The sequence below is a fragment of the Methylobacterium sp. P1-11 genome, from assembly GCF_008329595.1.
Taxonomy (GTDB): domain Bacteria; phylum Pseudomonadota; class Alphaproteobacteria; order Rhizobiales; family Beijerinckiaceae; genus Methylobacterium.
The window spans coordinates 119152-145853 of sequence record NZ_NPKS01000008.1; the positions used below are offsets into that span (position 1 = coordinate 119152).

The 26702-nt window shown below is 69.3% G+C and carries 30 protein-coding genes; 18 read left to right on the forward strand and 12 right to left on the reverse strand.

Going from position 1 to position 26702, the window contains the following annotated elements; translation table 11 throughout:
* Nucleotides 1-42 precede the first annotated feature (42 nt).
* A complete protein-coding gene (locus CIW48_RS10555) occupies nt 43-405 on the forward strand; it encodes an STAS/SEC14 domain-containing protein (RefSeq protein WP_091779996.1) in 363 nt (120 codons plus the stop codon).
* Nucleotides 406-411: 6 nt separating this feature from the next.
* Here the strand turns inward: CIW48_RS10555 and CIW48_RS10560 are convergent, their stop codons facing one another.
* From CIW48_RS10560 to CIW48_RS10585, 6 genes are all read right to left on the reverse strand, one after another.
* A complete protein-coding gene (locus CIW48_RS10560) occupies nt 412-801 on the reverse strand; it encodes a hypothetical protein (RefSeq protein WP_149310747.1) in 390 nt (129 codons plus the stop codon).
* Between the two features lie 442 nt (nt 802-1243).
* Nucleotides 1244-1450, reverse strand: coding sequence for a Trm112 family protein (locus tag CIW48_RS10565; RefSeq protein ID WP_149310748.1), 207 nt, complete (start codon nt 1448-1450; stop codon nt 1244-1246).
* A gap of 12 nt (nt 1451-1462) precedes the next feature.
* On the reverse strand, nt 1463-2128 hold the full coding sequence (locus CIW48_RS10570; protein ID WP_091780009.1) for an LON peptidase substrate-binding domain-containing protein: 666 nt from the start codon (nt 2126-2128) through the stop codon (nt 1463-1465).
* Nucleotides 2129-2165: 37 nt separating this feature from the next.
* Nucleotides 2166-3080: a thioredoxin gene (gene trxA, locus CIW48_RS10575; protein ID WP_149310749.1), complete on the reverse strand. Its 915-nt coding sequence runs from the start codon at nt 3078-3080 to the stop codon at nt 2166-2168.
* 82 nt (nt 3081-3162) lie between these two features.
* Nucleotides 3163-3630 carry a hypothetical protein gene (locus CIW48_RS10580; RefSeq protein WP_149310750.1) on the reverse strand — a complete coding sequence of 156 codons (468 nt, stop codon included), beginning with the start codon at nt 3628-3630 and terminating at the stop codon, nt 3163-3165.
* Between the two features lie 176 nt (nt 3631-3806).
* Nucleotides 3807-4784, reverse strand: coding sequence for a glutathione S-transferase family protein (locus CIW48_RS10585; RefSeq protein WP_149310751.1), 978 nt, complete (start codon nt 4782-4784; stop codon nt 3807-3809).
* Between the two features lie 261 nt (nt 4785-5045).
* Between CIW48_RS10585 and CIW48_RS10590 the strand changes: the two genes are divergently transcribed.
* Nucleotides 5046-5270, forward strand: coding sequence for a hypothetical protein (locus tag CIW48_RS10590; RefSeq protein WP_149310752.1), 225 nt, complete (start codon nt 5046-5048; stop codon nt 5268-5270).
* Here the strand turns inward: CIW48_RS10590 and CIW48_RS10595 are convergent.
* Nucleotides 5264-6232, reverse strand: a complete 969-nt coding sequence (locus CIW48_RS10595) for a hypothetical protein (protein WP_149310753.1) — start codon at nt 6230-6232, stop codon at nt 5264-5266. The two genes, CIW48_RS10590 and CIW48_RS10595, sit on opposite strands and share 7 nt — an antisense overlap.
* A gap of 73 nt (nt 6233-6305) precedes the next feature.
* Between CIW48_RS10595 and CIW48_RS10600 the strand changes: the two genes are divergently transcribed.
* From CIW48_RS10600 to CIW48_RS10620, 5 genes are all read left to right on the forward strand, one after another.
* Complete coding sequence (locus tag CIW48_RS10600; RefSeq protein ID WP_348645125.1) at nt 6306-7421, forward strand: radical SAM protein; 1116 nt, start codon at nt 6306-6308, stop codon at nt 7419-7421.
* 26 nt (nt 7422-7447) lie between these two features.
* The gene (locus CIW48_RS10605; RefSeq protein ID WP_149310754.1) at nt 7448-7966 is read left to right on the forward strand and encodes a 2'-5' RNA ligase family protein; all 519 of its coding nucleotides are present in this window, start codon (nt 7448-7450) and stop codon (nt 7964-7966) included.
* Between the two features lie 31 nt (nt 7967-7997).
* On the forward strand, nt 7998-8756 hold the full coding sequence (locus CIW48_RS10610; protein ID WP_149310755.1) for a phosphatase PAP2 family protein: 759 nt from the start codon (nt 7998-8000) through the stop codon (nt 8754-8756).
* A gap of 102 nt (nt 8757-8858) precedes the next feature.
* Complete coding sequence (locus CIW48_RS33900) at nt 8859-9077, forward strand: hypothetical protein (protein ID WP_246695193.1); 219 nt, start codon at nt 8859-8861, stop codon at nt 9075-9077.
* A gap of 234 nt (nt 9078-9311) precedes the next feature.
* Complete coding sequence (locus CIW48_RS10620) at nt 9312-10610, forward strand: Gfo/Idh/MocA family oxidoreductase (RefSeq protein ID WP_149310756.1); 1299 nt, start codon at nt 9312-9314, stop codon at nt 10608-10610.
* A gap of 6 nt (nt 10611-10616) precedes the next feature.
* Here CIW48_RS10620 and flgH read toward each other — a convergent pair whose 3' ends face one another.
* Genes flgH through flgF form a run of 4 tightly spaced genes read right to left on the reverse strand, consistent with a single transcriptional unit; the run spans nt 10617 to nt 14119 of the window.
* A complete protein-coding gene (gene flgH / locus CIW48_RS10625; protein WP_149310757.1) occupies nt 10617-11366 on the reverse strand; it encodes a flagellar basal body L-ring protein FlgH in 750 nt (249 codons plus the stop codon).
* 37 nt (nt 11367-11403) lie between these two features.
* The gene (gene flgA, locus CIW48_RS10630; RefSeq protein WP_246695194.1) at nt 11404-12528 is read right to left on the reverse strand and encodes a flagellar basal body P-ring formation chaperone FlgA; all 1125 of its coding nucleotides are present in this window, start codon (nt 12526-12528) and stop codon (nt 11404-11406) included.
* 46 nt (nt 12529-12574) lie between these two features.
* Entirely contained in the window at nt 12575-13366 is a 792-nt protein-coding gene (flgG, locus tag CIW48_RS10635) for a flagellar basal-body rod protein FlgG (protein WP_091780037.1), read from the reverse strand.
* A 12-nt stretch (nt 13367-13378) separates the two neighbouring features.
* Complete coding sequence (gene flgF, locus CIW48_RS10640) at nt 13379-14119, reverse strand: flagellar basal-body rod protein FlgF (protein ID WP_149310758.1); 741 nt, start codon at nt 14117-14119, stop codon at nt 13379-13381.
* Between the two features lie 255 nt (nt 14120-14374).
* Here flgF and fliL point away from each other — a divergent pair, with 255 nt between their 5' ends.
* From fliL to CIW48_RS10680, 8 genes are all read left to right on the forward strand, one after another.
* The gene (gene fliL, locus CIW48_RS10645; RefSeq protein ID WP_149310759.1) at nt 14375-14926 is read left to right on the forward strand and encodes a flagellar basal body-associated protein FliL; all 552 of its coding nucleotides are present in this window, start codon (nt 14375-14377) and stop codon (nt 14924-14926) included.
* Nucleotides 14927-14990: 64 nt separating this feature from the next.
* On the forward strand, nt 14991-16208 hold the full coding sequence (fliM, locus tag CIW48_RS10650) for a flagellar motor switch protein FliM (protein ID WP_149310760.1): 1218 nt from the start codon (nt 14991-14993) through the stop codon (nt 16206-16208).
* A gap of 19 nt (nt 16209-16227) precedes the next feature.
* Complete coding sequence (locus CIW48_RS10655) at nt 16228-16758, forward strand: DUF6468 domain-containing protein (RefSeq protein ID WP_149310761.1); 531 nt, start codon at nt 16228-16230, stop codon at nt 16756-16758.
* Nucleotides 16759-16811: 53 nt separating this feature from the next.
* Nucleotides 16812-17615, forward strand: a complete 804-nt coding sequence (locus CIW48_RS10660) for a hypothetical protein (protein ID WP_149310828.1) — start codon at nt 16812-16814, stop codon at nt 17613-17615.
* Between the two features lie 119 nt (nt 17616-17734).
* Nucleotides 17735-19372 (forward strand): ABC transporter ATP-binding protein, encoded by a 1638-nt coding sequence (locus tag CIW48_RS10665; protein WP_149310762.1) that lies wholly within the window; start codon nt 17735-17737, stop codon nt 19370-19372.
* A 2-nt stretch (nt 19373-19374) separates the two neighbouring features.
* The gene (locus tag CIW48_RS10670; RefSeq protein ID WP_149310763.1) at nt 19375-20595 is read left to right on the forward strand and encodes a phosphopentomutase; all 1221 of its coding nucleotides are present in this window, start codon (nt 19375-19377) and stop codon (nt 20593-20595) included.
* A 12-nt stretch (nt 20596-20607) separates the two neighbouring features.
* Entirely contained in the window at nt 20608-20799 is a 192-nt protein-coding gene (locus tag CIW48_RS10675; protein WP_149310764.1) for a DUF1192 domain-containing protein, read from the forward strand.
* Nucleotides 20800-20802: 3 nt separating this feature from the next.
* Nucleotides 20803-22101, forward strand: a complete 1299-nt coding sequence (locus CIW48_RS10680; RefSeq protein WP_149310765.1) for a leucine-rich repeat-containing protein kinase family protein — start codon at nt 20803-20805, stop codon at nt 22099-22101.
* Nucleotides 22102-22154: 53 nt separating this feature from the next.
* Here CIW48_RS10680 and CIW48_RS10685 read toward each other — a convergent pair whose 3' ends face one another.
* Entirely contained in the window at nt 22155-22754 is a 600-nt protein-coding gene (locus CIW48_RS10685; protein ID WP_149310766.1) for a cysteine hydrolase family protein, read from the reverse strand.
* 169 nt (nt 22755-22923) lie between these two features.
* On the opposite strand from CIW48_RS10685, the gene CIW48_RS10690 reads away from it, so the two are divergent.
* The 3 genes from CIW48_RS10690 to CIW48_RS10700 all read left to right on the forward strand — a co-directional run bounded on the left by CIW48_RS10690 (nt 22924) and on the right by CIW48_RS10700 (nt 26286).
* Nucleotides 22924-23847, forward strand: a complete 924-nt coding sequence (locus CIW48_RS10690) for a lytic transglycosylase domain-containing protein (protein ID WP_149310767.1) — start codon at nt 22924-22926, stop codon at nt 23845-23847.
* 83 nt (nt 23848-23930) lie between these two features.
* Nucleotides 23931-24833, forward strand: coding sequence for an alpha/beta hydrolase (locus tag CIW48_RS10695; RefSeq protein ID WP_149310768.1), 903 nt, complete (start codon nt 23931-23933; stop codon nt 24831-24833).
* A 127-nt stretch (nt 24834-24960) separates the two neighbouring features.
* The gene (locus CIW48_RS10700; protein ID WP_149310769.1) at nt 24961-26286 is read left to right on the forward strand and encodes an O-antigen ligase; all 1326 of its coding nucleotides are present in this window, start codon (nt 24961-24963) and stop codon (nt 26284-26286) included.
* Nucleotides 26287-26702: the final 416 nt, after the last annotated feature.

The window sequence follows — 26702 nt, forward strand, 5'->3', positions numbered from 1 at the left end:
TTTCCGGCCACGGGACGGATGCGGTTCCCGAAGGAGCGATCAGTGCTGACCTACACCAAGACGCCGGATTCGAACGTTGCCGAGATCGTGGTCGACGGCAAGATCACCGACGAGGAGATGAGCGCGGCGATGACCGCGATGAAGGCAGACCTCGACAAGGGCGGCAAGATCAAGCTGCTCGAGGATATCCGCGCCTTCGAGGGCATGGAGCCGGCGGCCTTCTTCAAGGACCCGCGCTTCGGCTTCTCGATGATGAAGAGCGTCAGCCATGTCGCCCTGGTGACGGACGCCCCCTGGCTGAAGGCGCTGGCCGAGACCTTCAACTTCGTTTCGCCGACCCAGATCAAGGTGTTCGAGCGCGCCCGCATCGACGAGGCGCGCACTTGGCTCGCTGCGGCGGCCTGAGGAGCTTCAATCGGCCTGCGCGGTACGGGTGTCGCTGCGCCGCGCGGTCCAGTGCCCGGAGCAGAGGGACGAAACCTTCCAAGTGCCGGCGCCGCTGCCGGCCTGGAGCCGCCCGGTCCCGGTGCCGCTCGCCGTTCCGTTGCTGACGATGAGCCCGACGCTGCCGTCGGCTCCGACATGGCCGTTGACCCGAGCCCCTGCGGCGGCCGAGGTGAGCTGAACCTGACCCTCCCGGATCGTGAGCGCGTAGGAATAGCGGGCACTGCACAGGCCGCTTTCCGTCACCAGCTCTACCGACCAGCGCCCGTTATGCGCGCTCGGCGCCGCGTGGGCGGGCACGCACATCGGAAGAGATAGGCCGGCGGCGAGGGCCGCAGCCGAGGTCAGCTTGATCATTCGGGGCAATCTTTCAGCGAATCGGTCGCCGCGCAGGACGGCGTGTGCGGTCAGAATCATCGGTCGGGGATGACTCGACGCTGAACGATAGAAGCGGCAAGAGTATGACCGCACCGCTCCCGTTCAAGACAGGTTACGGGCGGCGATCGCTTCAGGAATAGTCAAGCTTGATGTCGGCGATGCTGTTCCCGATCTGCCGGCCGGGATCCAGTGCTGCCCCTTGTCGCTGAGGGACCGGAACGAGGCGCAGGTCTCGAGGCCAAGTTCCCGGGCTGCAATGCGTTCTCGGAAGCGCAGTCGTGGGGTTGATCCCTAGCGTTCCGAGCCCCGCCTCCGTTCATGGCGGAGCGAAGCGATCCAGCATGCCACGCCCAAACGGCACGCGAGGCCCAGAGCCACTTCGCTCGCGATGATGGGAGCTAGCGAAGCGACGGGGTTGCTCTCAATCCGTCAGCTGACGAGCTTCCTCCGGAAGCATGATCGGGATTCCGTCACGGATCGGGTAGGCGAGCTTCGCCGAGCGGCTGATCAGCTCCTGCCGAGCCGAGTCGTATTCCAGGGTGCCCTTGGTCAGCGGGCAAACCAGTATCTCCAAGAGCTTCGGATCGACGCGGGTCGCCTCGACGGTGGGGGTGAGGTCGTTGGACATCGATTGCGCAACCTATTGCATCGGCGACTCGGGACCCGAGCCGCGAACCAGTTCCATCTGCGTGACCGCGATCAGGATCTCGGCCCGCGTCTTCAGGTCGGGAGCCTCTAGCATCGCCTGCTTCTCGCGCACGCCGAACGGGCTCATCATGCACAGGGCGTTGACCAGCGCCTCGTCGGGCGCCTCGTCGATCCCGGCCCAGTCCACCTTGAGGTCGTTCGACTCCACGAAATCGCGCAGCGCCTTAAGGACGCCGTCACGGTCGACTTGCTCCTCGCCCGCCCGCGGCTCGAAGTCCACCGCGAACTCATCGTAGGAGACATGGCAGCGACGATAGGGGCCGACCGAGGCCAGCTCGCTCTCGACCCGGAACCGGGTGATTCCCGTGAGGGAGATCAGGTACCGGCCGTCGCCGGTCTCGGCATACTGGGTCACGCGACCCGCGCAGCCGACGCGGTAGAGCTTCGGGTTCGCCCCGCTCGAACCCTCGGGATCGGGCTGGATCATCCCGATGATCCGGTCCGTGCGCATGGCATCGTCGACCATGGCGAGGTAGCGCGGCTCGAAGATGTTCAGCGGCATCTGCCCCCGCGGCAGCAGCAGCGCGCCTGACAGCGGGAAGACTGGGATGACGGCGGGGCAATCCGCAGGTCCCTTGTAGCTCGCATGGGTGCTCATGGCGCCTCCCGGGGGGGCCGATTGGTGAGCCGGCGCCTCACGAGAACAGAAGCGCAGAGAGCTTGCGCCGCCCGCGGATCGTGTCGGGATCCATCACACCCCAGGCCTCGAAGAACTGCAGCAGCTGCTTGCGCGCCCCGTCCTCGTTCCAGTCCTTGTCGCGCTTGCGCAACTCGATCAGGTGATCGACGGCCTGGCCGCGTTCGCCTTTTGCCGCGAGCCCCAGCGCGAGGTCGAACCGGGCCTGATGGGCATCCGGATTGGCCTCGACCTCCCTCTGCAAGCCGACAAGATCGCCTAGCGCGGCGGCCTGCTCGGCGAGTTCGAGGGCGGCGCGAATACCGACGAGGGCCGGGTCGCCGGCCTTTGCCTCCGGAACCATCGCCAGGACGCGTTTGGCGTTCTCGATCTCGCCCGCGTCGAGCTGCATCTTGGCGAGGCCAGCCAGCGCCGTGACGTTGTCGGGCTGCTGCTCCAGGACCGCCGCATAGATCTCGGCGGCGCCGGCAAGGTCACCTTCCTCGATCAGGGCGGCGGCATCGGCGAGGGCCGCCTCGAGCGGATCCTGCTGAGGGCCGGCCACACGCCCGATCAACTCCTTGATCTGGCTCTCAGGAACCGCGCCCATGAAGCCGTCGACCGGCTGTCCCTTCTGGAAGACGATAACCGCCGGGATTGACTGGATGCCGAGCTGACCCGCGATCGAGGGATGCTCGTCGATGTTCATCTTCGCCAAGACGACCGCGCCCGCCGCCTCCCGGACCACTTTCTCCAGAACCGGCGTGAGCTGCTTGCACGGGCCGCACCAGGGCGCCCAGAAATCGACCAGAACCGGCCGGTGCATCGACTCGGCGATAACATCCTGACGGAAGCTCGCGGTGGTCGTGTCCTTGATGAGGGGGCCGGTGTCGCCGGCCGGGGCACCGCCCGCAGCGAGGGTGTCGTTGAGCATCGGTCTGGCTTCGGAACCTTTTTCGTGGAGCCCCTTAAATGGGGCTTCCGCTTCGATCTGACCAGTCCAAAGGCTGGTGGCCTCAACGGGTCGGCGCGGTACTCGGGGCACCGGTCGCCGCTTTGGCGGCGGTCACGAACGTGCCCGCGAAGGGACGCCCGTCGGCCGCGTTGGCCTCGCAGGTAATCGCGGTGCGGCCGGGTTCGGGGGTGGAGAAGCGGCAGGCTCCGATCGCGAGGATCGGGCCGCCGTCGTTACCTGTCGTGACGACGTTGATCGGCTGCAGCGGATCGGTCTCCTCGGTGGCTTCCTGCTGGGCGCCGTTTCCACTGAAGCTAAGGGTCTGGCCGCCCGTCGTGGTGAAGTCGAAGCTTGTGCGGTTGCGGCTCACCGCATTCGTGAGGACGTTGCTGCAGGAGCTGCTCAGATCCTGCGTGGCGATCACGAGCTTCTCGCAGGACCCTTCCAGCCGCAGGGCCGCCTGGGCGTGCGCTCCGGAGGGCAGGCTGACGAGGGCGCAGAGCAGCGCGAGGCGCAGGCTGTTGGTCATGGCGTGTCGGGCATCCTCCGGTTGAGAGCCGAACTAGGCGCGACGCGTCCGCAGTCGAGGGCGACGACACATAGTCGGGCCGCAGATGGGTCAGCAACATGCTGACCGAACCCTCTCCGTCTGTCAGGGCGCAGCGCGCGCTGAGATGCGGAGAATCCAGATCCGCGACAACCGCGCTACGCCGAAAACCTCAGGGCGCGATCGTGCGGGGCGGCGAAGTTCAGATCCGGTCCGATGGGCACGATCCCGGTCGGATTGATGGTCGAGTGACTCTCGTAATAATGCCGCTTGATGTGTGTCAGATCGACGGTCGGTGCGACACCGGGTAGCGCGTAGAGATCACGCAGGTAGTTCGAGAGGTTCGGATAGTCGGCGATCCGGCGCTTGTTGCACTTGAAGTGCCCGACATAGACCGCATCGAACCGCACCAGCGTGGTGAACAGCCGGATATCGGCCTCGGTCAGACGCTCTCCGCACAGATAGCGGCTGCGATCAAGCTGCGCCTCCAGCGCGTCGAGTTCCGCAAACAGGGCCTCGAAGGCGTCGGCGTAGGCCTCCTGCGTCGTCGCGAAGCCCGCCTTGTAGACGCCGTTGTTCACCCGATCGTAGACCCGGGCATTTACAGTTTCGATCTCGGCACGCAGGTCCGGCGGGTAGAGGTCGGGTCCCGCGCCCCCGAAGGCGTCGTTCAGCATCCGCAGGATTTCGGCGGATTCGTTCGATACGATGGTGGCGCGCTGCCGGTCCCAGAGCAACGGCACGGTGACGCGACCGCTGTAGGCGGGATCCGCCGCCACGTAGACCTCGTAGAGGCGCCGTGCGCCGTGGATCGGATCGGGCGTCGCACCTGGCGTGTCACGGAAGACCCAGCCCTCCGCGCCCATATGCGGATCGACCACCGAGACGGAGATCGAATTCTGCAGCCCCTTCAGGGCGCGTCCGATCAGGGTGCGATGCGCCCAGGGGCAGGCCAGGGATACGTAGAGATGGTAGCGCCCCGCCTCGGCCAGGAAGCCGCCCTCGCCAGAGGGACCGGGTGATCCGTCGGCGGTGACCCAGTTGCGGAAGGCCGAAGCCTTGCGCTCGAAGCGGCCGCCTGTCGCGGCAGTGTCGTACCACTGGTCGCGCCAGATCCCGTCCACGAGGAGGCCCATTGTCGTCTCCGGTTCCATGAGCGATCCGACGGAGATGGGCCTCGCCTCGCGCGTGTGAAGACGCACAGGCCACGCCCTGAGGATCACCGGATGCGCGGCCCCATACCGGTTCCCGCCTGACCGCGAATTCCGCGCAAGGCTGGTTTGCGCTGACCTGTCTGTTGCAGTGCGGCAAACTTCGCCATCTCTGGCGGCATCCACCGATCGCCGTGCGCGTGCCGCAGCTGCCCGATCCGGTGGGAGATCGATGGAGGTGAAGTAATGTCGTTCGCGCTGGTGCCCGTCGCCGAGGCGGCCCTGTTCACGTTCGGGTGCCTGGTGATCCATGCCCTGCGGCGCCATGCCGACGTGGTCACGGCGACGCTCGCGTGCCTCGCGACGCTCCTCGTCCTGATGATCGGCATCGCCTGCGCGCCGGAATCCTTCGCCAAGTATCAGGCGGCCAGCGTCACCGATTTCGCCCGCCTGGACCCAGCGATCTACTGAGGCACCGCTCCGCGACCAACGGCGCCGAGGCCGCCGGCCCGGAGCTTTGCGAGGCGGCCGCCGGTCCCGCGCTGGCCGGCGACGGCCACGTCGAAATCGTCCTTCGGGAGTTTGGCGAGGAAGCGCTCGGCCAGCTCGAACAGCAGGATGTCGGCGCGCACGCGCTCGATATAGGCCCAGTCGAGATTCGACGACCAGACGAAGTGAACCTCGCTGAAGCTCTCGGCGAGCAGCCCGGTCAGCAGGAACGGGTCGAAATGGGAGCAGGAATCACCGAACAGGACGAGGCGGCGCGGATCGGCTGCCGGTGACGGGTTCCGGTAGACGACATGCGCGCCGACATGCACCTCGCGATCGCGCCCTTCTGCCTCGTAGGCGGCAAGCAGCGGCCCGGTCTCGACCCGCGTCGCATCGCGCAGCAGCATGAACCGCTCCAGGCGCTCCCGCGGCCGCTCGGGCAGCTTCTCGCCGAGATCCATGATCTGGTCTGAGACGATGCCCGGACGCGCGCCGATATCGGCGGGCGGGATCGCCCCGAGCGCCCGCATGATCTCGCGATAGGCCAGCAGGCAGCCCTGCGCCGTCCAGTGGGTGTCGGTACGAAGATAGAGCGGCGCCGGGCCGTTGCGGGCGGCGCGGAGCGGGGCGAGGAGATCGAGATAGGCCGGATGCCGGGCGAGGCTCCGGGCCAGACGCCGGGTCGAGGCCTTGCCCGGCGCGTAGCGTAGGCCGTCGGTCTTGTCGTCGTAGACCGACAGCTTCTCCGGTACGATCACGTGGAGGCAGCGGATGCCGAGGCCCTCGGCTCTCCGCGCGCGGTTCTTGATCAGCCGCGTCCAGCCGCGCAGTAGCAGCCAGTGCCGCAGACCGCCGCGATACCGGTCCATGACCCGGTTGGTCCCCCCGACGAGGAATAACCAGCCATCGCGACCGACATGGACGCTCTCCCTGCCTGCAGACATGTCGGTGCTTTAGCCGCACCGCGACCGGCCGACTAGGCCGGACCCGGCGCCACTCACCACGCGTTCGTCAGGCATGCCGCCCTCGCCTGCCCCGGCCGTCCAGATCCATCATCACCCGGAGCCCGTCCGCCCGACTCGCCTTTGGCACCCGCGCCGGGTGTTGGTGATGCCGGCCGCCCTGGAGCATGCTCATGGGCGGGCCATGCTGGCGCGTGCCGAAGCGCTGGGCCTGCCCGTGGAACGCCTGTCCTCCAACCGGCTGCCGAGCCCGCGCGAACCGGATCCCCGCCGGGCCTATGCGGCCGCCAAGGCGACTCTCGCCCTGACGGTCGCGCCGCCGACCAAGCTGCGGCTGCAGCCGATTCCGCCTTCGGCCGACTGGCGCTTCGACCTGGCCGAGGGCTGCCCGGCCCATTGCCAGTATTGCTATCTGGCGGGCTCCCTCCAGGGGCCGCCGCTGACCCGCGCCTACGCCAATCTCGCGGCGATCCTGGGCAACCTCGGGGAATATGCCGGGCGCGGCGCGGTGACCTCGGCCTCCGCTGAGCGGGTGAACGAGGGGACCACCTTCGAGGCGTCCTGCTACACCGATCCCCTCGGCATCGAGCACCTCACCGGCTCGCTCTCGGCGGCGATCCGGCATTTCGGTGCCTGGAACGCGCCGGTGCAGCTGCGCTTCACCACCAAGTTTGCCGCGATCGGACCGCTCCTCGACCTGCCGCACAACCGGCGCACGCGCATTCGCTTCTCGGTCAACCCGCGGTCGGCCGCGCATTACGAGGGCGGCACCGATCCCCTCGACGCGCGGCTCGCCGCCCTGGGCGAGGCGGCCCGAGCCGGCTATCCGGTCGGCCTGACCATCGCGCCGATCCTGCCGGTCCCGGACTGGGAGGCAGCCTATGCCGGGCTGATCCGCGCCGCCGCCGATGCGCTGGCCGGCGTGCCCGACCTCGACCTTACCGCCGAACTCATCACCCACCGCTTCACGCCCGGCTCAAAGGCGGTCCTGCGCGGCTGGTATCCCGGCTCGGACCTGCCCCTCGACGAGGCCGAGCGCGTCGAGAAGCGCACCAAGTTCGGCTCGGTGAAGCACGTCTTCCCAAAGCCGCTCATGCAGGCGATGCGCGCTCATCTCACCGCCTGCCTCGCCCGCGACCTGCCCGCAGCGCGAGTCCTGTACTGGACCTGAGCGCCCGCGGGCGCCATTTCGGCCCGATGATCGACGCGGCCCCCCTGATCCTGACGCTCGCCTTCGACGAACCGACCTTCGCGCGGTTCGATGGCGAGCGCCGCCGGTACTTCCCCGAAGTCCTGAATCACATCCCGGCCCACGCGACGCTGTTCCACCATCTCCCGGGCGACCGGGAGCGGGGCGTGATCGAAACCATCACCGCCCTCGCCCGCACGGTTCCGCCGCCGGAGGTCGCCGTGACCGGCCTCCGCTTCACCGGCCGAGGCGTCGCCTATGTGCTTGAATCCGACGCGCTGGTGCGCTTCCGGGCCCTTCTCGCGCAGAAATTCGCGTCACATCTCACGGCCCAGGATGGTCAGGGCTGGCGTCCTCACGTCACGGTGCAGAACAAGGTATCCCCGGACAAGGCCAGGGCGCTGCACGCCGACCTGTCGGCGGGGTTCGCGCCATTTCGGTTTATCGCGCCGGCGACGCTTCTCTGGCGCTATCGCGGCGGTCCCTGGGATGCCGCGGCCTGCCTGCCCTTCGGAGAGAACACCTGATGGCTTTTGTCGCATATCGAGGTTTCGCGTCATGAGGGCGCCGGGCAACCTGCGGCAGAACCGGCTGATCGAGCCCGCCCTGGCGGTGTGGCTGCGGTTGCGCCTGAACGAGGTCGGCCCCCTCGTCGCCCTGCTCTGCCTGAGCATACTCGGCTACGGGTTCTTCTACCTCGCCCATGAGGTCGGTGAGGGATCTACGGCGGCCCTCGACCGCCGGATCTTGCTCGCCCTGCGTAACCCTGCCGATCTCGCCGACCCGATCGGGCCGCCCTGGCTCGAGGAATCGATGCGCGACATCACCGGGCTCGGCAGCGTCTTCACGGTGCTGTTCCTGACCTGCGCGGTGGCGAGCTATCTCTGCGTGTCTGGCCGTCGGCGCATCGGCCTCTACGTCCTGGTCGCGGTGGGCAGCGGCGAACTGGTTTCGACCGTGCTGAAGTTCTTCTATCACCGGCCGCGGCCGGACCTCGTGCCCCACGGCATGGAGGTGTTCACGGCGAGCTTCCCCAGCGGCCACGCGACCATGTCGGCCATCGCTTATCTGACCCTTGCGACCCTGATCGCCCGGGTCGAACGCAACCGGCGCGCCAAGGCGCTGGTCCTGGCCCTCGGCGTCAGCGTGACGCTGCTGGTCGGCCTCAGCCGCATCTATCTCGGCGTGCACTGGCCGAGCGACGTGCTGGCCGGCTGGTGCATCGGCGCGGCCTGGGCGTCCTTGTGCTGGTTCGTCGCCCTGCAACTGCAACGGCACGGCGAGGTCGAGGCGCCGGACCCGCCGCCGCCCGCATGAACCCGGAGTCAAGGGAAACGCGCGGTTAAAACGGTCGGCCGCGTACCAACCGGAATGGATGGCGGTTGTCCCGTCATCCGAAACCATCCGGATCAACCGATCGTGGTCGACCGGCGCCGCACTGCCCGACGACAAGTGTGCCTCGGCGGCTGGCTGCGTGTTGCAGCCCTTCTGCCGGAACTCGGCTGCACAATCCGCGACGTGTCCCTGGACTGGCCGCAGATCCGCGTGTCCGCCAGAGCCATCATGCCGGATTGCGTCGAGCTGTTCAGGTCCCGCCGCGGCGAGACCTGGCGCGCCTTTGACTTGGCGGGCGGATGAGACGCTCGGCCTAGGCTTTGCCGACACCCTCGCAGCCACGGAGCCTGAGGTGATCGCGCGTCGGCTCATCGCCGGTTAGGCAGAGGTGGCGCGTCTGCGCGCCGCGCTCCTTGACGGAAACAGCCCGGACCCGGGCCGCGTTCACTGAGGGCGTGGTTCCGCTCTCGGCGGTTTCCGGCCCACGCGGCGGCGCCCCGGGCGCAGACCCTTCGATCCGGCAATACGGCGAGGCACATGGCGGACGACACCCGGCTCTCACGACGCAATCTTCTCGCGACCGGGGGCGCCCTGGCCGGCGCCGCGATGGCCGGCGGCGCGCAGGCCGCCCCGCCGGCCCCGTCCGTTCCGGCTGATACCGGCGCCGTGCAGGGTGGTCGGGTGATGTTCCCGAACTGGCGCGGCTCCGGGGACAGGCCGCCCGCCCCCAGCCCGGCGCCGCAGCCGCCGGGCCAGCGGGTCGGCTACTGCGTGGTCGGTCTCGGACGCCTGAGCCTCGATGAAATCCTGCCAGCCTTCGGCGAGACCAGGCGCGCCCGCCTCGCCGCGGTGATGTCGGGTTCCCCCGAAAAGGCGAAGCTCGTGGCCCGGCAATACGGGCTGCCGGATGATTCCGTCTACGGCTATGACGAATGGGATCGGCTGAAGGCCAATCCGAACGTCAAGGCAGTCTACATCGTCACGCCGAACGGCGTGCACCGGGACAACGTCGTGGCGGCCGCGGCGGTAGGCAAGCAGGTCCTCTGCGAGAAGCCGATGGCGGTGACCTCGGACGAGTGCCGCGAGATGATCGCCGCCTGCGCGAAGGCCGGCGTCAAGCTGATGATCGCCTACCGGTGCCAGTACGAGCCTCACAACCGGGCCGTGATCAAGCTCGCCCGCTCGGGCGAGTTCGGCCGGCCCCGGCTGATCCAGGCCTTCAACGGCCAGACTACGGCATTGCCAGAGCAGTGGCGCCTGCGGAAGGCGCTGGCGGGCGGCGGCTCTCTGCCGGATATCGGGCTCTACTGCCTGAACACGACCCGCGCGATCCTGGGCGAGGAGCCCATCCTGATCCAAGCCCAGATTCATTCGCCGCCGGACGATCCCAAGTACCGCGAGGTCGAGGAGACGGTGAGCTTCACGCTGCACTTCCCGTCCGGCGTGATCGCGCAGTGCCTGTCGAGCTACGGTGTCTACGAGGCGCGGAGCCTGACCCTGCACACCGGGACCGCCTCTATCGATCTCCAGAACGCCTTCGCCTACCAGGGCCAGCGCCTGACCATCGGACACCGCGATGGCAAGAACGCCGCCCGGGACGAGAAAGTCCTCAGTCCCAGGAACCAGTTTGCCCTGGAGCTGGATCATTTCGCGCGGTGCGTCCAGGAGAATCTGCAGCCCCGCACCCCCGGTGAGGAGGGGCTGCAGGATCAGGTTCTCATGGAGGCGATCTACGAGTCCGCCCGGACCGGCGCGCCGGTCAAGGTCGGGCCGCCTCCCGGCGCCGGCGCCGGACTGGATGCCACCCGCGGGCCGGAGCCGGAGGAGCCGGGCTGAGATGCCTCAGAACGGCAGCAGGATGTCGACGAGCTGCTGGCCGTAGCGCGGCTGCTGAACGTCGGTGATCTGGCCCCGGCCGCCATAGGCGATCCGGGCCTGGGCGATCTTGGTCGAGTCGATCGTGTTGTCGGATTCGATGTCCTCCGGCCGCACCACGCCGGCGACGATCATCTCGCGGACCTCGAAATTCACCCGGATCTCCTGCTTGCCCTCGACCACGAGGTTGCCGTTGGGCAGGACCTGGGTGACCACCGCGGCGACGTTGGTGGTGACTGTCTCGGCGCGCTGGACCGAGCCGGCCCCGTCATTGGCGGTCGCCGAGGTGGCGGAGAGCAGCGCCGTGCTGCCGACGCCGAAGGATTTGCCCACCGCGTTGTTCTCCAGTCCGAGGGCGTTCGGCAGGCCGAAGCTCTCGGTGTTGGCCCGTGAGCGCTTGGTCTCGTTGCTGATATTCGCCTGATCGGTGACATTGACCTTCACGGTCAGGAGGTCGCCGAGCCGGGCGGCGCGCTGGTCCTTGAAGAAGGCGCGCGAGCCGGTGCGCCAGAGCGAGTTCGGGGCATATGAGACCGGCTGCACGTCCGGCATCGGCATCCGCACCGGCTTGTAGCCCGGCTGGCTGGTCGGATCCTCGATCGCCGACAGCGCCGGGGTCGCGCCGATCTGCGAGAGGCGGTCGGCAGTGTTGCAGGCACCGAGCGCGCCGGCAATCACAGCGGCGGCGAGCGGGTTCAGGACGATGCGACGGGCCATCGGGGCGATCACTCTTCGACGCGTGCAGGGCGGGCGGTCAGCGCAGGGAGGCGGTCGCCCGGACGGGGGCGGCGCCGGCGGCCTGCTGAGCCGCGGGGCTGGGGCTTACCGAGACCCGGCCGGGGCCGATCACGGTGGCCTGCAGGATCTTCTTGGAGGCGACGTTGACGACGTTGACGACGGCACCCATGCGGCCGGAATCGTTGGAAAGGCCGCGCATCGACAGGCTGATGCTCGGCGTCTCGTAAACGATGGTCACGTTCTCGCCGCGCGCGACCAGTTCGGGCGGGGCGGTGTCGGTGACCCGCAGCACGGTGCCGGCCGAGAGCGTGTTCTGGGCGATCTCTCCGAGGATCGTCGTGGCGCTCCCCTGTGCGTCCGGGGCGACGGCGTCGCGCGGACGCCGCTCCAGGGCGACATCACCTTCCTTCACCGGCTCGCCGCGGTTAAGGTTCCGGGTGAGCACGGCTACCTCGCGCAGCTCCACGACCACGCCGGAGACACGCAGGGAGGCCTGCCGCTCGCCGAGACTGACCAGGCCCGCGACGCGGCGCGTCCGCGGATCGTAGGTCAGGTCCAGGGCCGCGGCCTGACCTTCGAGGTCCATCGGTGCCAGCAGGGTCGGGCCGTCCCCGTCGAAGCGGACCGCGACGGTGCGGGGGTTGAGCCCGTAGCCGGTCTCGAGACTAAGCTTGAGTGCCGCTTCGATCTCCGGCGGCCCGAGGCGGCGGGCGGCGCGCTGCACGGCGATCTGCATCCTTCCGCCGGTCTCCAGGCCGTTGAGCCCCAGGGCTGCCGCCGCGTCGAGGATGCGGCGGGTCTGGATCGTCCCCGTTGCTCCGAGCGCCGGCGAGCGGAACAGCGGACGCGTGGCCAGGCGCTCCGGTGCGCCCTCCACCAGATCGGCCAGCGTCAGGACGTCGCCGCGGGCGGTGACGTCGCCGCGCAGCCTCAGCTCGTCCGCCCGCGCCATGGCGGGGATCGCCAGGGCGCCGAGGACCGCGAAGGTGAGGAAGGCCAGCACCGCGCGCAGGATGACGGCGGAGCCGAGGGGCATCACCCGCGGCGGGACGCGTCGGACGATCGGACTGATGTCGGTTCCCTTCGCCGCGCCTATGCGGGGCAGGTCGAGGGTCTCGAAATCGGGATGATCGGAATGCATGCCGGCATACATGTTCAGGGGCCTGAAGCGGGTGCGGGTCGCGCGGTTAGCTGCGGAACATCTGCGTCGTGGTGGAGAGCATCTGGTCGGCCGCGGTGACGACCTTCGAGTTCATCTCGTAGGCGCGCTGCGCGGCGATCAGGGAGGAGATCTCCGTGACGGCGTTCACGTTCGCCTCTTCCAGGTAGCTCTGCTGGAGGTTGCCGAAGCCGTCGGCGCCCGGCAGGCCGCTGATCGCCTGTCCGGAGGCCGCGGTCTCGACGAACAGGTTGTCGCCGATCGACTCGAGGCCGACCTTGTTGACGAAGCGCGACAGCTGGAACTGGCCCAGCGCCTGCGGCGCTGTCTGGCCAGGAATGGTCGCCTGCACGGTGCCCGTGGCACTGATCGTTACCGACGTCGCGTTCTGCGGCACGGTGATCGCCGGATCGAGCAGGTAGCCGTCGCGGGTGACGAGCTGGCCCGAGGCCGAGAGGTCGAAGGAGCCGTCTCGGGAATAGGCGGTTCGTCCGTCCGGCAGCGTCACCCGGAAGAAGCCCTCGCCGCGGATCGCGACATCGTAATCCTTCTCGGTGGAGGAGAGCGTGCCCTGTGACATCACGCGGGCCGTCGAGGTCGTCTTCACGCCCGAGCCGAGGGCGAGGCCCGCCGGGAGCTGGGTGTTCTGCTGCGAGGTCGAGGCGCCGGCCCGGCGCAGGTTCTGGTAGAGCAGGTCTTGGAAATGAACCTGCTGGCGCTTGTAGCCGGTGGTGCGCAAATTCGCGATGTTGTTGGAGATGACCTGGACGTTGAGTTCCTGGGCCGCCATGCCGGTGGCGGCGGAGTAGAGCGCGCGCATCGATCCAGCTCCTTACGCGACGTCGGCGAGGCGGCGGATCGCCGTGCCCCGCAGGTCGTCGAGGCGCGAGATCATGCTCGACACCATGGCGTAGGACCGGTTCACGTCCATCAGCCGGGTCATCTCAATCACCGGGCGGACGTTGGAGCGCTCCAGCGACTCGGGCTCCAGGCGCCCATCGATCCCGGCCGGGCGCGCGGGCTCCGGCGAGGCGTAGAGGTTCATCCCCTCATTGGTCAGCCGCTGCGGGTTGGGGAAGGTGACGAGCTTGATCCGCCCGCGGATGCCGAGATTGGTCGACACGGTTCCGTCGGGCCCGATGGCGAGGCCGGTCTCCTGCGGATTGATGGCGATCGGGCCGCCCTCGCCCACGACCTTGTAGCCGTCGCTGGTGACGAGCGTGCCCTGCGCGTCGATTTCGAGCGCGCCGTTGCGGGTGTAGCGCTCGCCCTGCGGCGACTGAACAGCGATGAACGCCGAGCCCTTGATCGCCACGTTGAGCGGATTGCCGGTTTGCTCGATCGGACCCTGTCCGAGATCGAGGGTGGTGCCCTGGTCGATCACGTAGGAGAGGCGCCGGTCAGGCCGGGCGAACGAATCCGCGCTGGCGACCGGCATCAGGTATTCCTGAAAGCGGGTGTTGCGAGCCTTGAACCCGGTGGTCGAGACGTTCGCCATGTTGTTCGCGATCACGTCCAGCTCGCGCTGGAGCGCCATCTGGCTCGACACGCCGACGAAGAGGGCATTCTGCATCGTGGACTCTGGGACTCGCGGGCCGCGGAGGCGGCAACGATCCATTCAGCATCCGCTGTGCCAAAGCCCGCCGTCTGGGATTATCGGGGTTTTACAATGGCTTAACTGCGATGAGCCGCCGTCAGCGCCTGCGCCGAGGCTGCGCCGCGGCAAACCTGGCCCGGCAGGAATTGCCTGCTTAACGGCACGTTAACCGTGATGCTCCGATATCCAGGTGTACCTGGCGCGCAGTCTCCTGCGAGAGAGCATTATTCCATGGCCAAGAAGCCCAAGAAGGCCTCCGCCGAGGAAGGCGAGGCCGCAGACGGCACCCCGAAGAGCAAGAAGAAGCTCATGATCATGGTGGCCGTCGCGGTTCTGGTCTTGATCGGGGGCGGCGGCGCGGGCGCGTACATGATGATGGGCCACGGCGACGGTAAGGAGGCCGCGCAGGGCGGTGGCCATGGTGGCGGTCACGGCGGCGACAGCAAGGCTGTCGGCCCGGACACCAAGAAGCCTGTGGTCTTCGTCGATGTGCGAGAGATGCTTCTCAATCTCAGTCCGGAATCGCCGCAGGACAAGGCCCGGTTTGCAAAGGTCCGCATCGCCCTGGAGCTGAAGGACGCGAAGGTCGAGGAGGAAGTGAAGCCGCTGATGCCGCGGGTGGAGGATGCGCTGCAGGTCTACATGCGCGAGCTGCGCGCCAGCGACATCACCAACTCGGTAGGCCTGTTCCGGCTGCGCGAAGAGCTGCTGCGGCGGGTCAACATCGCTCTGTATCCCGCTAAGGTCGACGCGGTGCTCTTCAAGGACGTGATCGTCCAATGAGCGGGCCTGCACCCGCGTCCGTTCCTTCGAAAGCCGCGCCGCGCCGGGCCCTGATCGAGCAAGCCTGATGGAACCCGAGGACGAACTTCCCGAGGACGACTGGTCGGCAGCCCTTTTGGAGCAGGGCGCCGAGGGCGGTGACACGTCGCTCGCCGAGGAATGGGGCGCGGCGCTCGCCGAGCAGGGCACCACGCGCAACGCGGGCGACGTCGCCGCCGAATGGGCGACGATGATCGAGGACGGGGAGAGCGACAACCTCCCCGAACTCGCCGGCAACGACCGGGTGCTGAACCAGGACGAGATCGACGGCGTCCTCGGCTTCTCCATGCGCGAACTCTCGGCCTCTGGGGCCGGGGGCGTGCAGGCCATCGTCGATTCGGGCGTCGTCCAGTACGAACGCCTGCCGATGCTGGAGATCGTCTTCGACCGGATGATCCGGTTGCTGTCGACCTCCCTGCGCAACCTGTTCCAGGACAACGTCGAGGTGACCCTCGACAACATCACCTCGGTGCGCTTCGGCGACTATCTCAACGCGATCCCGCTGCCGACGCTTCTGGGCGTGTTCCGGGCCGAGCAATGGGAGAATTCCGGCCTCGTCACGGTCGATTCGAACCTTGCCTACGCGACCTTCGACCTGCTGCTCGGTGGCAAGCGCGGCGGCTCGTCGAGCCGCCTCGACGGGCGCCCGTTCACCGCCATCGAGATGACCCTGGTGCGCCGCCTCGTGGAGATCGTGCTCGGCGACCTGGAGATGTCGTTCCAGCCGCTCTCACCCGTGACCTTCGGCATCGACCGGATCGAGACCAACCCGCGCTTCGCCACCATCACGCGGCCCGGCAACGCCGCAATCCTGATCAGCCTGCGCCTCGACGTCGACGGGCGCGGCGGCATGCTGCAGATCCTGTTTCCCTATGCGACGATCGAGCCGATCCGCGAGCTGCTCACCCAGAGCTTCATGGGCGAGAAGCTCGGCCGCGATCATGTCTGGGAAGGCCATCTCGCCACCGAGATCTGGCAGGCCGACGTGACCATGGAGGCGGTGCTGCACGAGATGATGCTGCCGCTCAAGCAGGTCATGAGCCTGAAGGTCGGCGAGACGCTGATGTTCGACGCCAAGCCCTCGGACCTCATCACCGTGCGCTGCGGCGACTGGGCGCTGACCCAGGGGCGGATCGGCCGGGTCGACGGGCACATCGCCGTCCAGGTCACGCGGCCGCTCCGCCGCTCGCGCACGACGATCCAGGCCTACGAGGCCTCGATGAACAACCGCTCGGACAGCTAGCGCCGATGAAGGTCCCGTCATGAGTCTCTTCGTCACCCTCGCGGCCGACATCTTGGTCGCCGTCCTCCTGGCGGCGACCATCGTCACGTCCCTCCGCCTCTCGCGCCGCATCGGCCAGATGAAGAGCGACGAGGCCGCTCTCCGCCAGACCATCGGGGACCTGATGGTCGCGACTGGCACGGCCGAGCGGGCCATCGCCGGCCTGCGGGCGACGATCGACGAGGGCGACCGCACCTTGAACGCGAGCCTGGAGAGCGCGACGGTCCGCGCCGCCGAGCTGCGGCTGCAGGTCGAGGCCGGCGAGGGTGTGATCGCCCGCATCGGCGCCATCGTGGCGCAGATGCGGGCCGTGCCGGTCCGGCCCGAGCCCGCGCCGGAGCCTAGGTCCGCGCCGCAGGCGGTCCCCGAGCCGACGCGCGCGCCGGAGATCCCGGCCGAGCGCCGGCCGGAGCACGCCGGTCCGAACGGGGAGCGCCTCGGGTTGGCGGCCGCGGCGGCCCTCGCGATGAGCGAGCGCGCCCTCGCCCGCGTCCGGGCACGCGCCGCGTGACCGGGGTCAAGGCTCCGAAGCTCCCGCCGCCGAAGCCGGATCCCGAGGCGAAGATGCGCCGCGCCGCGACACCGCTGCGGCGCTCGCGCCTCAAGCCCGTCCGGAAGTTTCGGCTGCGCCTCGTCGATGCCGTGGCGCTCGCGGCAGGCGGGCTGCTCGTGCTCAAGCTCCTAAGCTTGCTGCAGGCCGGCCTGCCGGAGAGTGGTGCGCTGCCGGAGTACGGGCGCGCAGTCGTCCGGGCGCGCACCGGCTTCGAGCCCTATGATCCGGTGACGACCGGATCGGTGGGCGCCAAGGAGGCGCCGGCCCCTGCGTCGGACCAGCCACCCGAAGCGGCCCCATTGCAACCCGCCCCTCCCGCGGCAGGGGCCTCGAACTCTCCCACTGAGCGCCTGCTCCTGGAGAAGCTCGGCGCCCGCCGCGACGCCCTGCGCCAGAAGAGTGACGAGCTGGAGCTGCGCGAGAAGGTGCTGGGCGAGGCCGAGCGCAAGCTCGAGACTGGCCTCGGCGACCTCAAGAAGGCCGAGGACAAGGTCGACGCCGTCGCGAAGGCGAAGGAGGAGGCCGAGAAGCAGGGCTTGAAGAACATCGTCACGATGTACGAGTCGATGAAGCCCAAGGACGCCGCCCGGGTGTTCGACCGGCTCGGGCTCGACGTGCTGGTGCCGATCGTGCTGGCCATGAACCCGCGCAAGATGTCCGAAGTTCTGGCGGTGATGCAGCCCGAGACCGCCGAGCGGCTGACCGTAGCGCTCGCCAACCGCGCCCGCGGCGCCGCAGGGCCGCAAGCACAGGCGGGAACGGGCCTCCCGGCCAACGAGCTGCCGGCGATCGATCCCGGGCAGTCGGCCCGGTAGGCTTGCGGCGCGGCGCAGACCTGCCGTGCGCCGCGCCGGAGCCCGCCGAGAAATCCGTTTGGCCGGCCGCGTCCGGCATCCGCATTATAGTCCGAGGCCGGGCGCGCTATAAGGGGCTCATGTCAGAGGCCGATCCCCAGCCCCTCCTCGCCGTCGAGGACCTGTCCGTGGCGTTCCGCGGACGGGAGGGTGAGACTGCGGCGGTCGACGGCATCACCTTCGCCATCCGCCGGGGCGAGACGCTGGCGCTGGTGGGCGAATCGGGATCCGGCAAGTCGGTGACCGCGCTGGCGATCCTGCGCCTGCTCGATGGATCGGCCCGTCAGGATGGCCGGATCCTGTTCAAGGGCCGCGACCTCGCGAGGCTGCCCGAGAGGGCGATGCGCGACGTGCGCGGCGCCGACATCACCATGGTGTTCCAGGAGCCCATGACTTCGCTGAACCCGCTCCACACGATCGAGCGGCAGATCGGCGAGGTGCTTGGCCTGCACCGCGGCCTCACCGGGAAGGTGGCCCGCCGGCGGATCCTGGAGCTTCTGGAACTCGTGGGTCTGCGCGATGCGGAGCGGCGCATGGGCGCCTACCCGCACGAGCTCTCCGGCGGCCAGCGGCAACGCGTGATGATCGCCATGGCGCTCGCCTGCGAGCCTGACCTTCTGGTCGCCGACGAGCCGACCACGGCCCTCGACGTGACCGTGCAGGCGCAGATCCTGGCGCTGCTCGCCGACCTGCAGAAGCGCCTCGGCATGGCAATGCTGTTCATCACCCACGATCTCGGCATCGTCGAGCGGATCGCCGACCGCGTCTGCGTGATGCTGAAGGGCAGGATCGTCGAGACGGGCGCGACCAAGACCGTCTTCGCGGATCCGCAGCACGAGTACACGCGCCGCCTGATCGCCTCCGAGCCGAAGGGCCGGGCTAACCCCGTTCCCGCCGACGCCGCGCCGCTCCTGGAAGCCGGCCCCCTGAAGGTCTGGTTCCCGCTGAAATCGGGTCTGCTCCGGCGCGTCACCGGCCATGTCAGGGCCGTGGACGGTGTCTCCCTGCGGGTCCGGACCGGCGAGACCATCGGCGTCGTCGGCGAGTCCGGATCGGGCAAGACGACCCTCGGCCTCGCCCTGCTGCGCCTCACGGGCTCAGAAGGCCCAATTGTCTTCCTCGGGAAGGCGATCGACGGCTACGGCGTGGCACAGATGCGCCCGCTGCGGAAGGACATGCAGGTGGTCTTCCAGGATCCCTACGGGTCCCTCTCGCCCCGCATGTCGGTGGCCGACATCGTCGCCGAGGGATTGGTGGTGCAGGGGACCGCACGCTCCCGGGCGGAGCGCCGGGCCGTGGTCGCCAAGGCGCTGACCGATGTCGGGCTCGATCCGGCCGCCATGGACCGCTACCCGCACGAATTCTCCGGCGGCCAGCGTCAGCGCATCGCCATCGCCCGGGCCATGGTGCTCAATCCCCGCTTCGTCGTCCTCGACGAGCCGACCTCGGCCCTTGACCGTTCGGTGCAGGCGCAGATCGTGACTCTGCTCCGCGACCTCCAGCGCGAGCGGGGCCTCGCCTACCTGTTCATCAGCCACGACCTGAAGGTGGTGCGGGCGCTGGCCAACTACGTGATCGTCATGCAGAACGGGCAGGTGGTCGAGGAGGGGGCCGCGGAGACGATCTTCGCGAACCCGGAGACGCCCTACACCCGCGCCCTGTTCAAGGCCGCCTTCGCCCTCGAGAGCGACGCGCCTGCCGAGCTGGAATCCGCCTGACCGTGGCACGCGCGCTCCTCATCGTGCTGGATTCCGTTGGTATCGGCGGCGCTCCGGATGCGGACAGCTACGGCGATGCCGGATCCGACACGCTCGGGCACATCGCCGAACGTTGCGCGGAGGGCGGCGGCGACCGGGCGGGTCTGCGCGCGGGTCCCCTGCGCCTCCCCCATCTCGCCGCCCTCGGTCTTGGACTGGCCGCCGCCGGGGCCTCCGGCCGCATTCCGGCGAATCTCGCGCCCGACGGCGTGCCGACCGGCGCCTACGGCCACGCGGTGGAGAGAGCCGCCGGAAAGGATACGCCCTCCGGCCACTGGGAGATCGCTGGTCTGCCCCTGACAAAGCCCTGGGGTCATTTCCCCGATACGCGGCCGGCCTTCCCGCCGGACCTGACCCGCGCGCTCATCGCCGAGGGCGGCCTCCCGGGCATCCTGGGCGATTGCCACGCGCCCGGCGTCGCGATCATCGACGCGCTGGGCGCCGAGCACGTCCGGACCGGTCAGCCGATCTGCTACACTTCGGCCGACAGCGTATTCCAGATCGCCGCCCACGAGGAGGCTTTCGGGCTGGAACGCCTCTACGACCTATGCCGTGTGGCGCGCCGCCTGTGCGACCCCTACCGCGTCTGCCGGGTGATCGCGCGGCCGTTCGTGGGTTCGCCTGAGGCGGGCTTCCGCCGGACTGGCAACCGCAAGGATTTCGCCGTCGCCCCGCCTGGGCGCACGCTGCTCGACCGGGCCGAGGCGGCCGGCCGCGCGGTCGTGAGCGTCGGCAAGATCGGCGACATCTTCGCCCACCGCGCCACCGGCCGCGAGATCAAGCCGGGCCCGAACGCGGCCTGTCTGACGGCGGGGCTCGAGGCGTTGGCGGCGCTGCCGGAGGGCGGCCTGATCTTCGTCAACCTGGTGGATTTCGACACGGAGCATGGCCACCGCCGCGACGTGCCGGGCTACGCCGCGGAACTGGAGGCGTTCGACGCCCGGATCCCCGAGATCCTGGCGGCGCTGGCGCCGGGCGACCTCGCCGTGATCACGGCCGACCACGGCAACGATCCGACCTGGACCGGGACCGACCACACCCGGGAGCAGGTCCCGATCCTGGCCTTCGGCCCCGGCCTGGCCGCCCGGTCGATCGGGCGGCGGGAGACCTTCGCGGATATCGGCGCGACCGTGGCGGCGCATCTCGGCCTGGAGCGGGACGGGGCCGGAACACCGTTCCTGTAGGGAGGACACGACGTGCGGGACGACGACGACCGGCCGCGCAAGGCCGTGGTCCATGAGATCGGGCAGGCCCTCGACACGCTCTCGCTCGGGGATATCGACGAGCGCGTCGCGCTCCTGCGCGCCGAAATTGCCAGGCTCGAGGCAGCGCGTGCCGCCAAGCAGGCGGCGCAGGGCGCGGCCGACGCCTTCTTCAAGCGGGGCTAAGGTTTGGACCGGAGCGAAACCCTCGCCGCCCTGCGGCGCGGCGATCTCGGCGGCGCGCGGGAATTGCGGTTACCCGACGGACTGACCGAGGTGCCGCGCGAGGTCTTCGCCCTCGCCGACACGCTGGAGGTGCTCGATCTCGGCCGGGGCAGCCTCGCCGACCTGCCGGATGATCTCGGCTGCCTGCACCGCCTGCGCGTGCTGTTCTGCTCCGGCAACCCGTTCCCGCGTCTACCGCCGGTGCTCGGCGCCTGCCCCGCGCTGAGCCAGCTAGGCTTCCGCGGCTGCGGCATCCGCGAGGTCCCGGCGGACGCGCTGCCGCGCGACCTGCGCTGGCTGACGCTGACCGACAACGAGATCACGGAGCTGCCCGCAACCCTCGGCGAGCGGTCGCTCCTGCAGAAGCTGATGCTGGCGGGCAACCGGCTCACTGCGCTACCCGATAGTCTTTCAGGGGCGAACAGTCTCGAGCTGATCCGGCTCGCCTGCAACCGTCTCGCGGCGCTCCCGCCGTGGCTCGCGCGCCTGCCCCGCCTCGCCTGGATTGCCTATGCCGGCAACCCTGCCGAGCCGGTGACGGTGCCGGTGCCGTCCCCCGCCGTGCCGTGGGCCGACCTCGCCCTCGGCGACCTGCTCGGCGAGGGCGCCTCTGGGCGGGTCTACCGGGCGCGCTGGCAGGATCCGGCCGGCGGGCAGGACGTGGCCCTGAAGCTGTTCAAGGGCGTGATGACCAGCGACGGCCTGCCTGAGCGGGAGATGGAGGCCTGCCTCGCCGCCGGGACGCACCCGGCCCTCACAGGCGCGCTCGGCCGGCTCGACGGCCATCCCGATGGCGCCCGCGGCCTGCTGCTTCGGCTCCTTCCGGCGCACTGGCGCGTGCTGGCCGGGCCGCCGAGCCTCTCGAGCTGCAGCCGCGACGTCTACGACCCGGATCTGCGCCTCGACGGCGACGCGGTGCTGCGGATCGCCCGCGCCGTGGCCGAGGCGGTGGCGCACCTGCACGGCCGGGACCTGCTGCACGGCGACGTCTACGCCCACAACACGCTCTGGGATGCTGGAACCGGCGCGGCCGTGCTCAGCGATTTCGGGGCGGCCTCGGCCCTGCCGGACGGGCCGCTCGGCGCGGCGCTGGCGCGGATCGAGGTCCGCGCCGTCGGCATCCTGATCGGCGAATTGCTCGACCGCTGCGCGGCGCCGCCGGACAGTCTGCGCGCCCTGGCGCAGGCCTGCACGGAGCCGGATCCCGACCGGCGACCGGGACTCGGGGCGGTGATCGCCGAGATCGGGCGGCTCCAGGCCTGAGCGCCGCGCAGCGTCGACCGGTGCCGGGACCGGTCCGGCATCCTCAGCCCGGCTCAATCCGGGATGTCGCCCTGCCCGCGCGCGACCACGGCGAACAGGTCGCCGAGGGCCGCGAGGCTCGCGGCCTGCAGCTGGGCCGCCGGCACCACGCCGCCGTCCGGTCCGGGCAGGTCGCGCGTCGCCGTGGCGGCCGCCACGACGGTGGGGCGAAACCCGAGGTTGAAGGCGCTTCGGGCCGTGGAGTTGACGCACATATGCGTCATGAAGCCCGCCAGGACCACGTCCTTCACGCCGGCCTGCTCAAGCCGCGCCTGGAGGTCGGTGCCCACGAAGGAACTCGGATAGGCCTTGGTGATGACTGGCTCGTCGCCCTGTGGCGCCACCTCCGGGCTGATCTGGCCGATCGGCGCGGTCAGGTCGTAGGGTGTGCCCGGTCCGGCATCGTGGCGGACATGGATCACCGGGATCCCGGCTTCGCGGGCCCGTCTCAGAAGCTCCGCCGCCTCCCGGAGCGCGGGCTCGACCCCGTCGAGCCGCATCACGCCCTCTCGATAGGTCTGCTGCAGGTCGATCATCAGGAGCGCCGAGCCCTTGAGCGGGGCCGGCGCGGGGCTCAGGCCGGACAGGCCGCGCAGCGTTGCCAGATCGGACATCGGCGGATCTCCCATTGGGCCGCCTTGGTAGCGGCTCTCCGAAGCCGGGACGCTACGACAGGGCGGCCCAGTCGCGCCAGTGCGCAAAGGTGCAACCCGCGGCGGTGGAGCAGGATGTTCCCCCAGGAAGGTTCAGGGCGCGGATTGATCCGCACCCGCAGGTCGCTACATGCCCGACGTGATCGCCCTGCCCCTGCGCCTCGGCGCGCTGCTCCTCGCCCTCGCCTGCGCGCATCCGGCTGCGGCTGCCCCGTCCGAAGGGGCGACCGAGACCGTCGAGCAGGCATTGTGCCGGCTCATCGACGATGCCGCCAAGGCCCGCGGCCTGCCGGTGCCGTTCCTGACGCGCCTGATCTGGCGCGAGAGCAGTTTTCGCGTGGGCGTCGTGAGCCCGGCCGGCGCGCAGGGCGTCGCGCAGTTCATGCCCGGGACGGCCCGCGAGCGCGGCCTCCTCGACCCGTTCGACCCCGAGCAGGCAATCCCGCACGCCGCTCATCTGCTGGCCGATCTGAAGACCCAGTTCGGCAATCTGGGCCTTGCCGCCGCGGCCTATAACGGCGGCGCCGCGCGGGTCAGCAAGTGGCTCGCCGGGGACGGCGGCCTGCCCGCCGAGACCCGGGCCTACGTGGCCGCTATCACCGGCCTGCCGGTGGATGATTGGCGGACCGCTCCCGCCAAGGCGGTCGAATATCCGGAGGGCAGCACGCCCGCCAAGCCCGAGGAAAAGGACGCGAAGGACGCCAAGCCGGAACTGCCGAAGACCTGCCTGCAGGTGACCGCCAGTCTGCGTATTCCATCCCGCGGCGACCGCTTCGCCCTCGGCCTCAACGAGGGGCCGGCCGCACCCTGGGGTATCCAGCTCGCCGGCAATTTCTCCAAGGCGCTGGCGCTCCAGAGCTTCAACCGCGCGCGGAGCGCCTATGTGGGGGTGATCGGCGAGGTGCGGCCGATGATCATCGGCACGCGCCTGCGCAACCGCGGAACCCGCGCCTTCTACCGGATCCGCATCCCCGCACAGAGCCGGCAGGCGGCCGACGACCTGTGCGGCCGTATCCGCAAGGTCGGCGGCGCCTGCGTCGTGCTGCGGACCTGATTTTTTACGATCCGCCCCGAGACCGTCATCAATCCGCCCCGAGGGCAGTGCGGTATAGCCCGGTCGGGACAACCGGATGGGAAATGACACGTCTCCTCATCGCGTTCGCTAGCCTTCTCTGCCTCGGGCTCGCCGCGTTCGGCTTCACTGCCGCCTCGCCGCTCGCCCTGTTCGACGCGATCGGCCCGCGTGATCCGGGGGGGCGCCTCGCCGCGAAGGATCAGGCCTTCGGAGAGGGGCCGCGGCGGCAGCTCGACGTCTACGTACCGACTGCGGCCGCCGAAAACGCGCCGGTCCTGGTGTTCTTCTATGGCGGATCCTGGCAGAGCGGCTCCAAGGACGACTACGCCTTCGTCGGCCATGCGCTCGCCGCGCAAGGCTTCGTCACGGTGCTTCCCGATTATCGCCTCTTCCCGGAGGCGCCATTCCCCGGCTTCCTGGAGGACGGCGCGGCCGCCATCGCCTGGGTGCGCGACAACATCGCGGCTTATGGCGGCGATCCGCGCCGCATCGTGCTCGCCGGCCATTCCGCCGGCGCCTATAACGCGGTGATGCTCGGCCTAGACCCGCGCTACGTGATCGCGGCCGGCGTCGATCCCAAGGTGATCAAGGCCGTGGCGGGCCTGTCCGGCCCTTACGACTTCCTACCGTTCGATCAGGACACCACCATCAAGGTGTTCGGGAACGCACCCGATGCGGTGGCCACGCAGCCGGTCACCTTCGCGGGCCCGCTGTCGCCGCCCGCCTTCCTGGCGACCGGGGACGCCGACACGATGGTGAAGCCGCGGCACACGGTCAGCCTCGCCGCCAAGCTGCGGGCCGAGCACGTCCCGGTCCAGGAGCGAATCTATTCGGGGCTCGATCACAAGGACACGCTCCTCGCGTTGTCCGTCACTTTCCGCGCGAAGGCGCCCGAACTCGCCGAGATGGCGTCCTTCCTGATGCGGCAATCGGCCGGCCGCGCCCAGTACACGATGCGGCGCTGAGCAGCCCGAGCGGGCGTCAAGGTTATCGCGCGATCATCGTGCCCAGCGCCTGATTTCCCATCGCCCCGGCCCCGCGGGCCGCTAAAATGCTTTCGGCCGCGCGACGCGGCTCTCGCGGTGGGACGGTATGGCTTCTGCGCACGCGGCGATCGGGATCCCGGCCGACGGGCGGCAGCGTGGTGCGGCGGGTCGCGACGTGCCGGACGTGCTGCGCGTGCTCCTGAACGGGGCCGTCTTCGTCCTGCTCTGGAACCACGTCTGGCTGAAGGACCTGTCGGACCGATCGATGCTCGCGGCCTCCGAGGAGGGCAGCCTGCTGACGCAGATCCTGTTTCTCGCTGCCGGTGCCGCGATGGCGGCGGCAATCCATCGGATCGGCTTCCGCCACCTCGGGCCCCTGGTGACCCGCCCCCTGGTACTGTGCGCCCTCTGGCTCGGCGCCACAGCGCTGCTCTCCATAGAGCCGAGCCTGTCGTTGCGGCGGCTGGCGCTCTTCGCCATCGCCGCGATGCTCTCGGCGGGCGTGCTGATTGTCGCCCGCTCACCGCGGCAGCTGGCGCTGACCATGGCGGGATCCGCCCTGGTGATCGTGCTCGCCTCCTACCTCGCGGTCGCCTTCGTGCCGAACCTAGCGGTCCACTCGGCCTTCGACGTCAACTCCGATCCGAGCCATCCGGGCCTCTGGCGAGGGATCTTCCCGCAGAAGAACGAGGCCGGCGCCGCCATGGTGATCCTGGTGATCGTGGGCCTCTACGTCTCCAACGTCGCGAGCCGCGTCCTCGGCTGGGCGATCGTGCTCCTGGCGGCTGGCTTCCTGCTGGCGAGCGGCTCCAAGACCGCGATCCTGCTCCTGCCGGTGATCCTCGCCGTGACCGGCCTGTGCCAGGTCCTGACCGGCGGGTTCCTGCGCCGTCTGCTGCTCCTCGGCCCAGTGATCGGGTTTTCGCTGATCTCGATCGGCTCGGTGCTCGCGCCGCCGATTCAGGAGGCGGTCGGGTCGCTGCTCACCGACGCGACCTTCACGGGCCGCAGCGAGATCTGGCAGTTCGCCATCGACAACATCATGATCCGGCCCTGGCGCGGCTGGGGGATTGGCGCGTTCTGGATGACCGAGCGCACGATGTATGGCGGTTCCGAGGAGCTGACCTGGGTCAACACCGTCGATCACGCCCACAATGCCTATCTCGATACGGCCCTGATCGGCGGCCTTCCATTCCTCGCCCTGACCGTGCTGGCTTTCGTGCTCGCGCCGGTGCGCGACCTTCAGCGCGTGGCCGGCGGGACGCGTCTCGACGCGGAGACCATGCTGTTCCTGAGGCTGTGGTTCCTCGGGCTTGTCTCGGCGTCCTTCGAGACCGTGCTGTACAACGGCAACAACGCCACCTGCTGCATGTTCATGATGGCGGTGTTCGGCCTGCGCCTGCGCACGCGCTACGCCATCGCGGCCAGCTGAGGCGGCTCCATCCCGCCATGATCCGCTCCTCTCAGCGTTGCGCCGTCCCGGCGCGGAGTGCCGTCGGCGAGAGGCAAGCCCGCATATTTGATTTTCGGCGCAGGGCGGGGCGAAGCGCCCGACCGCGCCCACAGCCGCACCGCCACTCTGTGGCCTCCCGTCAGAGCGACACGTCAAACTGCCGATCCAGGCAAGTCATCCGATTGATTTCCGCAGGTGCTCCAAAGTAAATATATTATCCCAACTTGTCGGCCGTCTGTCGCGATATCTTAACCGTTCGCGCAGCCTCTCAGACGAGAAAGGAAAGCAGAAAGGTCTGTTCTTCTAGCTTGGCTGGGGCGAGCCGATGCTCGAAGCGGGTGGAGAAGCTACGCGCCGCTCGGTCGCATGAAGGCTCGCTGTCGCCAAATGTCAGA

Coding starts and splice junctions, on each gene's coding strand:
- CIW48_RS10620 (WP_149310756.1), top strand. CDS start 9,312: ATGGCGGACGACACCCGGCTCTCACGACGCAATCTTCTCGCGACCGGG.
- CIW48_RS10570 (WP_091780009.1), bottom strand. CDS start 2,128: ATGAGCACCCATGCGAGCTACAAGGGACCTGCGGATTGCCCCGCCGTC.
- CIW48_RS10595 (WP_149310753.1), bottom strand. CDS start 6,232: ATGTCTGCAGGCAGGGAGAGCGTCCATGTCGGTCGCGATGGCTGGTTA.
- CIW48_RS10560 (WP_149310747.1), bottom strand. CDS start 801: ATGATCAAGCTGACCTCGGCTGCGGCCCTCGCCGCCGGCCTATCTCTT.
- flgG (WP_091780037.1), bottom strand. CDS start 13,366: ATGCGCGCGCTCTACTCCGCCGCCACCGGCATGGCGGCCCAGGAACTC.
- CIW48_RS10655 (WP_149310761.1), top strand. CDS start 16,228: ATGAGTCTCTTCGTCACCCTCGCGGCCGACATCTTGGTCGCCGTCCTC.
- flgH (WP_149310757.1), bottom strand. CDS start 11,366: ATGGCCCGTCGCATCGTCCTGAACCCGCTCGCCGCCGCTGTGATTGCC.
- CIW48_RS10605 (WP_149310754.1), top strand. CDS start 7,448: ATGATCGACGCGGCCCCCCTGATCCTGACGCTCGCCTTCGACGAACCG.
- CIW48_RS10600 (WP_348645125.1), top strand. CDS start 6,306: ATGCCGCCCTCGCCTGCCCCGGCCGTCCAGATCCATCATCACCCGGAG.
- CIW48_RS10695 (WP_149310768.1), top strand. CDS start 23,931: ATGACACGTCTCCTCATCGCGTTCGCTAGCCTTCTCTGCCTCGGGCTC.
- CIW48_RS10580 (WP_149310750.1), bottom strand. CDS start 3,630: ATGACCAACAGCCTGCGCCTCGCGCTGCTCTGCGCCCTCGTCAGCCTG.
- CIW48_RS10565 (WP_149310748.1), bottom strand. CDS start 1,450: ATGTCCAACGACCTCACCCCCACCGTCGAGGCGACCCGCGTCGATCCG.
- fliL (WP_149310759.1), top strand. CDS start 14,375: ATGGCCAAGAAGCCCAAGAAGGCCTCCGCCGAGGAAGGCGAGGCCGCA.
- CIW48_RS10610 (WP_149310755.1), top strand. CDS start 7,998: ATGAGGGCGCCGGGCAACCTGCGGCAGAACCGGCTGATCGAGCCCGCC.
- CIW48_RS10700 (WP_149310769.1), top strand. CDS start 24,961: ATGGCTTCTGCGCACGCGGCGATCGGGATCCCGGCCGACGGGCGGCAG.
- flgF (WP_149310758.1), bottom strand. CDS start 14,119: ATGCAGAATGCCCTCTTCGTCGGCGTGTCGAGCCAGATGGCGCTCCAG.
- CIW48_RS10665 (WP_149310762.1), top strand. CDS start 17,735: ATGTCAGAGGCCGATCCCCAGCCCCTCCTCGCCGTCGAGGACCTGTCC.
- CIW48_RS10690 (WP_149310767.1), top strand. CDS start 22,924: ATGCCCGACGTGATCGCCCTGCCCCTGCGCCTCGGCGCGCTGCTCCTC.
- CIW48_RS10685 (WP_149310766.1), bottom strand. CDS start 22,754: ATGTCCGATCTGGCAACGCTGCGCGGCCTGTCCGGCCTGAGCCCCGCG.
- flgA (WP_246695194.1), bottom strand. CDS start 12,528: ATGCATTCCGATCATCCCGATTTCGAGACCCTCGACCTGCCCCGCATA.
- CIW48_RS10585 (WP_149310751.1), bottom strand. CDS start 4,784: ATGGGCCTCCTCGTGGACGGGATCTGGCGCGACCAGTGGTACGACACT.
- trxA (WP_149310749.1), bottom strand. CDS start 3,080: ATGCTCAACGACACCCTCGCTGCGGGCGGTGCCCCGGCCGGCGACACC.
- CIW48_RS10660 (WP_149310828.1), top strand. CDS start 16,812: ATGCGCCGCGCCGCGACACCGCTGCGGCGCTCGCGCCTCAAGCCCGTC.
- CIW48_RS10590 (WP_149310752.1), top strand. CDS start 5,046: ATGTCGTTCGCGCTGGTGCCCGTCGCCGAGGCGGCCCTGTTCACGTTC.